The organism is Curtobacterium sp. B18 (assembly GCF_000333375.1).
Classification (GTDB): domain Bacteria; phylum Actinomycetota; class Actinomycetes; order Actinomycetales; family Microbacteriaceae; genus Curtobacterium.
This window is the reverse complement of record NZ_BACZ01000681.1, coordinates 1-9,794: the sequence shown is the minus strand read 5'-3', so window position 1 is coordinate 9,794 and position 9,794 is coordinate 1. Positions and strand designations below refer to the sequence as shown.

Here is a 9,794-nt window from a genome sequence, read left to right as displayed (position 1 = left end):
GGCGATGGTGCGGGCCCGGAACAGGTTGAACTGCTGGAAGATCATGCCGATCTTCCGGCGGGCCTGTCGGCGGTCACGCTCCGGCAGGGCGGTGAGCTCCTGCCCGGCGACCGTGACGGAGCCCGACGACGGCAGTTCGAGCGCGTTCACCAGCCGGACCAGGGTGGACTTGCCGGCACCGGAGTACCCGATGACGCCGAGGACCTCTCCCTGGTGCACGTCCAGGGAGACGTCCTCGACGGCCACCACGGTCTCGCCGGTGTCGGCGCGGCGGTAGTGCTTCGAGACGCCGCGGAGTTCGACGAGGACCGGCACTACTGCTTGGCCGCCTTCGCGTCCTGCTCGACCTTCGCGAGCTCGGCCTGCAGGCTCGCGGCGCTCTCGTCGCGGCTGACGGCCTCGGGCAGGTCCTTCCTGAAGACCTTCTGCACCGACTCGTCCTGGAAGAGCTTCGCGAGGTCGAGGTAGGTCTGGTTGTCCTTGTCGGCGTTCCGCACCGCGAAGACGTTGACGTACGGCGCCGCACTCGCGCTCGACGGGTCGTCCTGGTAGATCGCGTCGGAGATCGGCAGGCCGGCGGCGGTGGCGTAGTTGTTGTTCACCACGGCGGCCGCGACCGAGCCCTGCTGCAGGGCGTTCGCGGTCTGCGAGGCGTTCAGCGGCTGGACGTCGACCTTCGACGACTCGATGTCGGTGGTCGTCGAGAAGGGCGAGCCGCCGTCCTTCAGCGTGACGAGCTTCGCGGACTGCAGGATGAGGAGCGCCCGGGCCTGGTTGATCGCGTCGTCCGGGATCGCGACCTTGGCGTCCGCCGGCAGCGCGGCGACGTCGTCGTACTTCGTCGCGTAGAGCGGCAGCGGGTAGACGGCCGTCGAGCCGATCGGCTGCAGGTCGTCGTCCGAGGTGACGTTGTAGTCGGCGAGGTACTGGATGTGCTGGAACTGGTTGATGTCCAGCTGCTCGTCCTTCAGCGCCGGGTTCGGCAGCGAGTAGTCCGAGAAGTTCGTCAGCTTGACCGTCACGTCGAGCTTCGACTTCGCGAGCTTCGTGTAGGTGTCCCAGTACGAGAGCGACTTGTCCGCGACGCCGATCGTGACGGTCTTCGGCGATCCACCGGCCGTGGCGCCGTTCTCGGAGCCACCGGAGCGGACGGCCCCGACGATGAGGGCGACGACGATCGCGACGACGACCACCGCGGCGGCGACGATCCAGCCGATCGGGCGCTTGCCCTTCGGCTTCTCGGGGAGTGCGGGTGCTGCGGACATGGCGGGGCTCCTCGTGGGCGGTGCTGGCAGTGCTGTGGGGACGCCGCGGTGGTCCGCGGCGTGCAGTCGAGTGTGACGGGCCGGTCCAGCGGGTGCGAGTTGCGTTCCGCCGTGTTACATCCGTGTCACACGGCTCGCTGGTTCACTCGGAGGGTGCGCAGCCTCGAACTCGTCCTCGGACCGTCGTCGGACGCCGCCGTGCGTGCGGCGTGGCAGGCGCTCGTCGACGCGGACCTGCCGAGCCTCGGTCGCTCGGACACGAACAGCCCGCACGTGACGCTGGCCGCCGGCGACGAACTGGCGGTCCCCGACGCGTTCGACGTGCCGGTGCCGTCGCGGCTCCGCCTCGGTGGGGTCCTGCTCTTCCCCGCAGGCACGGGCCGGAGCGTGCTCGCGCGGGCGGTCGTCGTCGATGGTGCGCTCGCCGCCTTCCACGAGGCCGTCCACCGGGCCGCCCCCGGCGCCACTGGCACCACCGCACCCGGCGCCTGGTCGCCGCACCTGACGTTCGCGCGGCGCGTCCGGGACGACGACCTCGCGGCCGCGGTCGCCGCGCTCCGCGACGCGCCGCTGCCCGAGGAGCTGGCGATCGGCGGGGTGCGGCACTGGGACGGCGCGTCCAGGACACTCACGCCGATCGGGTGAGGTGGCGATGCAGCCTCGGACCGCGGACGGCGGACGGCCTGGAGGCGCGGGTCAGGTCCCCAGGATCCGCTCGCCGAACGCGGATGCGAACGTCCGGTCGGGGTCCGCGGCCCGGACGAGTTCGCGGAAGTCCGGCAGGCGCGGGTACAGCGGCGCGATCGCGGCGCCGTCGAGCGAGCTCATCTTCCCCCAGTGCGGGCGGCCGTCGAACGGTGCGAGCAGCGCCTCGAGGTCGGGCAGCAGTCGGGCGACCTCGGCCGGGTGCTTCTGCCACGTGAACGCGATGCAGAGCACGTCCTCGCCCTGGGTCGGGCTGAGCCAGAACGGGTCCGCCGCCATCGTGCGGATCTCGCACACGTGCAGGTGCGGCTGGATGCGGTCGGCCATGGTCCGGACGGCGTCGAGTGCGGCGCCGGCGTGCCGGAGCGGGACGAAGTGCTCGCTCTGCACCTCGGAGCCGTGGCTCGGCACGGAGTCGATCGGGAAGTGCGGCAGCCGGTCCCACCACGGCCCGACCGAGCCGTCCCGGGCGGTGTGGTGCCCGTCGCCGGGCGAACCGGGCAGCCGGGGCGCGCCGAACAGGTCGTCCGGGACGGCCACGTCGTCCTCGCCGTCGGGGACGCGGGACTTCAGCAGCACCTCGGTCACCGCGTCGCCGAACACCGTGTACGAGCAGACCGACGTCGCGGCGGCGTGGACCTCGGCGACGTGGGCCGTGAAGGTGTCCCAGGGGATCGGGCCGTAGGTGTCCTGGCGCATCCGGTACGTCGGCTGGACGTCGAGGGTGACGCGGGTGAGGACACCGAGCAGGCCGAGGTGGAGCACGGCGCCGTCGAACGTGGGGTCGTCGCGGTCGATCGTCCGTGCCGCGCCGTCGGGTCCGAGCACCTCGAACGACCGGACCGCGGTGCTGAGCGAGCCGAGGGCGGTGCCGGACCCGTGGGTGCCGGTCGCGATCGCGCCGGCGATCGAGATGTGGGGGAGCGACCCCGTGTTGTGCAGGGCGAACCCGGCGCGGTCGATCTCGGGCGCGACGACGCCGTAGCGCGTCCCGGCACCCATCGTGACCGTCCGCCGCCCCGCGTCGACCTCGAGGTCGACCGGGATGCCGGTGAGGTCGAGCAGCACACCGGGCGCGTCCGGCGCGTCGTTGAACGAGTGCCGGGTGCCGAGACCGTGCACCCGGGGGGAGCGGGCGACGATCTCGGCGGCCTCGTCGATCGACGACGGACGGAGGACCCGTTCGGCCGTGTAGGTGACCGTGCCGGACCAGTTCAGCTCGCTCGTCGTCGACCGCATGTCGCCCACGATGCCACGCGCCCCCTGGCGGAGGCGGGAACCGTCAGTGCATCGACGGTGCCGGGGCGCCGTCCGGGGTGGCCGGTCGCCGCACGAGGGAGCACATCGCGATCCCGAAGAGCGAGATCACCGCGCCGACGAGGAACGCCGTCCGGACGCCGGACGCCGTCGCCTCGGCGAGGCCGGCGGCGCCGCTGCCCGCCGCGGCACCCGAGGCGCCGATGGTGAGCAGGGTGACGAACAGGGCCGTCCCGGCCGCTCCGGCGAGCTGTTGCGCCGTGCCGAGGACCGCGCTGCCGTGCGAGTAGAGCTTCGGGGGCAGGCCGCCGAGCGCCGCGGTGAACAGCGGCGTGAAGGTGAGCGCGAGCCCGATGCTCAGGACGACGTGGGCGCCGAGGACGAACCACACGCTGGTGTCCACGCCCACCGTCGAGAGCCCCCAGAGGACGGCGCTGACGATGATCGCGCCCGGGATGAGGAGCACCCGCGGGCCGCGGCGGTCGTAGATGCGCCCGACGACCGGGGACAGCAGCCCCATGATGAGCCCGCCGGGCAGCAGGAGCAGGCCGACGTTCAGCACGTCGAGCCCGAGGACCCGCTCGAGGTAGATCGGCAGCAGGATCAGGGTGCCGAACATCGCCATGAAGCTGAGGCCCATCGCGACGATCGGGATCGTGAAACCCTTCGTCCGGAACGTGCGGAGGTCGAGCAGTGCCCGGTCCGCGCGCTGCAGGCGGGTCTGCCGGACGACGAACAGGGCGAGGGCGACGGCACCGACCACGAGCGACGCGACCGGCACGAGCGGACCGGTCGAGCCGGCCTCGCCGATGCTCGACAGGCCGTAGACGATCCCGCCGAACGCGAAGGCGGACAGCACGACCGAGAGCACGTCGAGCGGCGCCTTCCGGGGCGTCGAGACGTTGCGGACCTTGACCATGCCGAGCACCAGCGCGGCGAGCGCGATCGGCAGCACGAAGCCGAAGAGCCACCGCCACGAGAAGGCGTTGAGGATGAGGCCCGAGATCGTCGGGCCGATCGCCGGGGCGACGGAGATGACGATCGAGATGTTGCCCATCACGCGGCCGCGGTGCGCGGGCTCGATGAGCGTGAGCACCGTCGTCATGAGCAGCGGCATCATGATCGCGGTGCCGCTGGCCTGCACGATGCGGCCGAGGAGCAGCATCGAGAAGCCCGGCGCGAGCAGCGCGATCAGGGTGCCGGCGGAGAACAGGCTCATCGCCCAGACGAACACCGGCCGGGTGTTGAAGCGCTGCAGCAGGAACCCGGTGATCGGGATGACGACCGCCATCGTGAGCAGGAACCCGGTGGTGAGCCACTGCCCGGTCGCGGCGCTGATGTCGAGGTCGTCCATGAGCCGCGGCAAGGCGACGCCCATGATCGTCTCGTTGAGGATCACGACGAACGCCGAGACCAGCAGCAGCCCGATCACGAGTCGGGTCTCGCCGGCGGAGGGCTGCGCGACGCTCCCGGTGCGGGGTGCGGAATCGACGGCCTGGGTCATGCGGGGCTCCTGGTGGATCACGACTGGTGGGACGAGGGGGCGCGACGAGCGCAGACAGGGCAACCGCCTGAGTGGATTCGATTATTCCGCTTCCGTCCGACATCCGCGCCGCCGGGCGCGCGCCGCGGTCCCGCTCCGACGCGCCGCGGTCCCGCTCCCACGCGCCGCGGTCCCGCGAGGATCAGTGCAGGATCGCGAAGCCCTCCACGTCGCCGTGCGGCACCACCGGGCGGCAGGACACGTCGGTCACCTCGGCGGACGGCGGCCCGGTCCGGATGAACGTCATCAGCGCGTCGACCGCGGGCGCCGGCCCCTCCGCCTCGACCTCGACCGTGCCGTCGAACAGGTTCCGGGCGTACCCGGCGAGTTCGAGTCCGTCGGCCTTCCGCGCGGTCCAGTACCGGAAACCGACCCCCTGGACCGTCCCCGACACGACGGCGTGCATCCTCGTCACCGTAGTCATGCGGCTCAATGTAGGCGCGCGGTCCGACCAGGAGTTTTCGTAGCTGTTTCCGTCTCGTGAAACCCGGTGATAGTGTCATCGCAACCCGAACACTTCAAGTCCTCATGACACTATCTACCGAGCTCCCCATCCGCGTCGCGGTCTCGACCGTGATCGTCGCGCTGCGCCCGCACCCGGACACCGGCGCCCCGGCGCTCTGGATGCCGCTCGTTCGCCGGGTGGCCGAGCCGTACGAGGGATCATGGGCGCTCCCCGGCGGGTGGGTCCGGCCGGACGAGGGGCTCGAGGACTCCGCCGCCGCCCGCCTCCGCGAGACCACGAACGTCCAGCCGCGCTACCTCGAGCAGCTCTACGCCTTCGGCGACGTCGACCGCTCACCGAGCCGCGTCGTGTCGATCGTGTACTGGGCCCTCGTCCACCCGGACGAGGCGAGCACGGTGCCGGACGACTGGAACGTGCGGTGGTTCCTCGCCGACGAGCACCCGCCGCTCGCGTTCGACCACGACCGCATCGCCGAGTACGCGCTCTGGCGCCTCCGCAACAAGATGTCGTACTCCCGGATCGCGCAGGCGTTCCTGGGGGACCGGTTCACCCTCGCCGAGCTCCGCGGGGTGTACGAGGCGGTGCTCGGGCGTGCGCTCGACCCCGCGAACTTCCGTCGTCAGGTCGAGAAGACCGACGCGATCCTGCCGACGGACGAGACCACGAGCGGGGGTCGGCACCGTCCGGCTCGGCTGTACCGCTCGAACCCCGACCTGGCCTACGCGGACAACGGCCCGCTGCAGCAGGGCAAGAAGCCGTAGAACCGAAGGAACGCCCGTGTCCATCGCCACCACCATCGAACTGATCTCCAACGGTCAGGCCGCCGGCAGCACCTGCACGCCCGACCTCGCGATGCCGACGTGGGACTTCGACGCCCGACCCGGGTACGGACCCGGGTCGTCGATGTCCGACGTCATCCCGACCTCCGCGCCCCGGCAGGGCGTCATCCCGGACGAGTACCGGAACGCGCCGGTCGACGAGCTGCACGAGCGCATCGAGCGCGCGAAGGCGACCCTCGGCGACCGGGTCGTGGTGCTCGGGCACTTCTACCAGCGCGACGAGGTCGTGCGGCACGCGGACTTCCTCGGTGACTCGTTCCAGCTCGCGAACGCCGCGCTGACGAAGCCCGACGCCGAGGCCATCGTGTTCTGCGGCGTGCACTTCATGGCCGAGACGGCGGACATCCTCGCCCGCGACGACCAGCGCGTGATCCTGCCGAACCTCGCCGCGGGATGCTCGATGGCGGACATGGCCGACATCGACAGCGTCGAGGCGGCCTGGGCGGAACTCGAGCATGTCTACGGCACCGAGCCCGATGCCGACGGCCGGGTGCCGGTCATCCCCGTCACGTACATGAACTCCGCCGCGGACCTCAAGGCGTTCTGCGGGCGGCACGGCGGGATCGTGTGCACCTCGTCGAACGCGGCCACCGTGCTCGAGTGGGCGTTCGAGCGCGGGCAGCGCGTCCTGTTCTTCCCCGACCAGCACCTCGGCCGGAACACCGCCAAGGCGATGGGCATCAGCACCGACCTGATGCCGATGTGGAACCCCCGGAAGCCCCTCGGCGGCAACGACGCCCAGACCCTGCAGGACGCCAGGGTCGTGCTGTGGCACGGCTTCTGCTCGGTGCACCGCCGCTTCACCGTCGACCAGATCGACCAGGCACGCCGCGAGCACCCGGGCGTCCAGGTGATCGTGCACCCCGAGTGCCCGATGGGCGTCGTCGACGCCGCCGACCACGCCGGCAGCACCGACCTCATCCGGAAGACCGTCGCCGCCGCCACCGAGCCGACCACCTTCGCGATCGGCACCGAGATCAACATGGTGAACCGGCTCGCCGCCGAGTACCCGCAGCACACGATCTTCTGCCTCGACCCGGTCGTCTGCCCCTGCTCGACGATGTACCGGATCCACCCGGGCTACCTGGCGTGGGTGCTCGAGGCGCTCGTCGACGGCGAGGTCCTCAACGAGATCGTCGTGCCGGCTGACGTCCAGGCCGACGCCAAGGTCGCCCTCGAGCGCATGCTCGCCGCGAAGCCGCGAGCCTGAACCCCGAGCCTGAACCCCGAGCCTGAACCCCGAGCCTGAACCCCGAGCCTGGAGAACCGAGGAAGCACCCGTGCACGTCGTCATCGTCGGCTCCGGCATCGCCGGACTCACCGCAGCGATCCGTGCGAGCGCCCGCCACGACGTCACCCTGATGACGAAGGGGACGCTCGCCGACGGGGCGACGGCGTACGCCCAGGGCGGTGTCGCGGTCGCACTCGGCGCCGACGACTCCGCCGCGCTCCACATCGCCGACACCCACGTGGCCGCCGCGGGCAGCGCCGACGTCCGAGCGGTCGAGGTGCTCTGCACGGACGGTCCCGCGCGGGTGCGGGACCTGCTCGCCCTCGGGGTGCCGTTCGACCGCACCGCTGACCCGGCGAGCCTCGACAAGTACGGCGACGACCTCGCCCGCGGGCGCGAGGCCGCGCACGGTCGGTGGCGCGTCGTGCACGCCGACGGCGACGCGACCGGCGCGGCCATCGAGGCGACCCTCGTCGGCGCCCTGCACCGCCGACACGTCACGATCCTCGAACGGACCTGCCTCGCCGACCTCGTGGTCCGTGACGGCGCGGTCGTCGGGGTCGACGTCCTCGACCTGCTCGGCGAACCGCGGCGGATCGACGCCGACGCCGTCGTGCTCGCCTCCGGCGGCGCCGGGCACCTCTACCGCGAGACGACGAACCCGCTCGTCGCGACGGGCGACGGGCAGGCGGCCGCCTGGCGTGCCGGTGCGGTCCTGGCCGACCTGGAGTTCGTGCAGTTCCACCCGACCCGGCTCGCGGTCCCCGGCGGCGGGCTCGTGTCCGAGGCGGTCCGCGGCGAGGGGGCCGTGCTCCGCGATGCCCGCGGGCGCCGCTTCATGGCCGACGTCCACCCCGACGCCGAGCTCGCCCCCCGCGACGTCGTCGCCCGGGGCATCGCGGCCGCCGTCCGGGAGCAGGGCGGCGAGCCCGTGCTCCTCGACGCGACCGGCCTCGACCCCACGTTCCTCGTCCGACGCTTCCCCGGGCTCACCCGCGCCACAAGGTCGGCCGGGTTCGACTGGACCCGCGAGGGCGTCCCGGTCGCCCCCGCCGCCCACTACGCGATGGGCGGGATCGTCACCGACGCCGAGGGACGGACGAGCCTGCCGGGCCTGTTCGCGATCGGCGAGGTCGCCTGCACGGGTGTCCACGGCGCGAACCGTCTCGCCTCGAACTCCCTGCTCGAGGGCCTCGTCTTCGCGGTCCGCGCAGCGGACGCGCTCGCCGTCCCGCGACCCGACCGACTCCGCCTCCGCGGCGACGCGACGCTCCCCGTCACCAGCGTGACCGGTGCGGTCGAGGCGAGCCGCGCCTCCCGTCCGGCCCGGCCAGGAGGCGCGGCTCGTCCGACCGACGGCACCGCCCTCCGGCAGGCGGTGCAGTCCGTCATGACGGACCGGGTGGGGCTCCTCCGCGACGCGAGCGGTCTCGCGAGCGCGCGAGCGGACCTGGCCGCCCTCGTCGCCCCGGCACCGACCGGCGTCCGTGACCTCGAGGACCGGGCGCTCCTCGACCTCGCCCGCATCACCACCGTCGCCGCCGAGGCCCGGACCGAGTCCCGCGGCGCCCACGCCCGCACCGACCACCCCGACACCGACCCCGCAGCCCCCGCGTCCCGCGCGTGGGTCGCCCAGCACGCAGCCGTCCCGCAGGAGGTACCCGCATGACCGTCGACCCCGGCACGATCCCGCCGCACGCCCTCCGGCGCGTCATCGACACCGCGCTCGAGGAGGACGCCCCCTGGGGTGACGTCACGAGCGAGACGCTCATCCCGGCGGACGCCACCGCGACGGCGACCCTCACCGCTCGGGAGCCCGGCGTCCTGAGCGGCGGTGACGTGTTCGTCCAGGTCATGTACGCCGTCGACCCCACGATCGACGCGGTGCTGCACGCGCCGGACGGCAGCCGCTTCGCCGCCGGGGACGTCCTCGCGACGGTGACCGGGCCCGCGCGGTCGGTCCTCCGGGCCGAGCGCGTCGCGCTGAACCTCGCGCAGCGGATGTCCGGCATCGCGACCGCGACGGCGACCTTCGTGGCGGCCGTCGCCGGCACCCGCGCCCGGATCGTGGACACCCGGAAGACCACGCCGGGCCTGCGGGCGCTCGAGCGCTACGCCGTGCGGTGCGGCGGCGGCCACAACCACCGGACGTCGCTGTCCGACGCGGTGCTCGCGAAGGACAACCACCTCGCGGTGCTGCTCGCCGGCGGCATCGGCATCCAGGACGCGATCGCCACGGCGCGCGAACGGCTCGGCCACACCGTCCACCTCGAGGTCGAGGTGGACCGGATCGACCAGATCGAACCCGTCGTCGCGGCCGGCGTCGACACGATCATGCTCGACAACTTCACGACCGACCAGCTCCGGGACGGGATCGCCGTCGTCGCCGGGCGCGCCCTCGTCGAGGCCTCCGGCGGGGTCTCCCTCGACACGGTCGCCGCCATCGCCGCCACCGGGGTCGACGTCATCTCGGTGGGCGCGCTCACCC

Annotated in this window: 10 protein-coding genes; 5 read left to right on the top strand and 5 right to left on the bottom strand. The window is 72.6% G+C overall.

Annotated elements, in window-relative coordinates:
• Both I5E_RS18250 and I5E_RS18245 read right to left on the bottom strand, forming a co-directional pair.
• Positions 1-315 (bottom strand): ATP-binding cassette domain-containing protein (locus tag I5E_RS18250; RefSeq protein WP_022908256.1); only part of this gene is annotated, 315 nt, incomplete at its 3' end.
• On the bottom strand, positions 315-1,265 hold the full coding sequence (locus tag I5E_RS18245; RefSeq protein ID WP_022908255.1) for a MetQ/NlpA family ABC transporter substrate-binding protein: 951 nt from the start codon (positions 1,263-1,265) through the stop codon (positions 315-317). The genes I5E_RS18250 and I5E_RS18245, both read right to left, overlap by 1 nt.
• 153 nt (positions 1,266-1,418) lie before the next feature.
• On the opposite strand from I5E_RS18245, the gene I5E_RS18240 reads away from it, so the two are divergent.
• Positions 1,419-1,910, top strand: coding sequence for a 2'-5' RNA ligase family protein (locus tag I5E_RS18240; protein WP_031263130.1), 492 nt, complete (start codon positions 1,419-1,421; stop codon positions 1,908-1,910).
• A gap of 51 nt (positions 1,911-1,961) precedes the next feature.
• Here I5E_RS18240 and I5E_RS18235 read toward each other — a convergent pair whose 3' ends face one another.
• The 3 genes from I5E_RS18235 to I5E_RS18225 all read right to left on the bottom strand — a co-directional run bounded on the left by I5E_RS18235 (position 1,962) and on the right by I5E_RS18225 (position 5,176).
• Entirely contained in the window at positions 1,962-3,209 is a 1,248-nt protein-coding gene (locus tag I5E_RS18235) for a D-arabinono-1,4-lactone oxidase (RefSeq protein WP_031263129.1), read from the bottom strand.
• A 43-nt stretch (positions 3,210-3,252) separates the two neighbouring features.
• Positions 3,253-4,731, bottom strand: coding sequence for an MDR family MFS transporter (locus tag I5E_RS18230; protein ID WP_022908254.1), 1,479 nt, complete (start codon positions 4,729-4,731; stop codon positions 3,253-3,255).
• 181 nt (positions 4,732-4,912) lie between these two features.
• Positions 4,913-5,176 carry an acylphosphatase gene (locus I5E_RS18225; RefSeq protein ID WP_083858049.1) on the bottom strand — a complete coding sequence of 88 codons (264 nt, stop codon included), beginning with the start codon at positions 5,174-5,176 and terminating at the stop codon, positions 4,913-4,915.
• A gap of 122 nt (positions 5,177-5,298) precedes the next feature.
• On the opposite strand from I5E_RS18225, the gene I5E_RS18220 reads away from it, so the two are divergent.
• The 4 genes from I5E_RS18220 to nadC all read left to right on the top strand — a co-directional run.
• A complete protein-coding gene (locus tag I5E_RS18220) occupies positions 5,299-5,997 on the top strand; it encodes an NUDIX hydrolase (RefSeq protein WP_022908252.1) in 699 nt (232 codons plus the stop codon).
• 16 nt (positions 5,998-6,013) lie between these two features.
• Positions 6,014-7,285 (top strand): quinolinate synthase NadA, encoded by a 1,272-nt coding sequence (nadA, locus tag I5E_RS18215; protein ID WP_022908251.1) that lies wholly within the window; start codon positions 6,014-6,016, stop codon positions 7,283-7,285.
• Between the two features lie 70 nt (positions 7,286-7,355).
• Positions 7,356-8,975 carry an L-aspartate oxidase gene (gene nadB / locus I5E_RS18210; protein WP_022908250.1) on the top strand — a complete coding sequence of 540 codons (1,620 nt, stop codon included), beginning with the start codon at positions 7,356-7,358 and terminating at the stop codon, positions 8,973-8,975.
• On the top strand, positions 8,972-9,794 hold an 823-nt coding region (gene nadC, locus I5E_RS18205; RefSeq protein WP_022908249.1), incomplete at its 3' end, for a carboxylating nicotinate-nucleotide diphosphorylase. The genes nadB and nadC, both read left to right, overlap by 4 nt.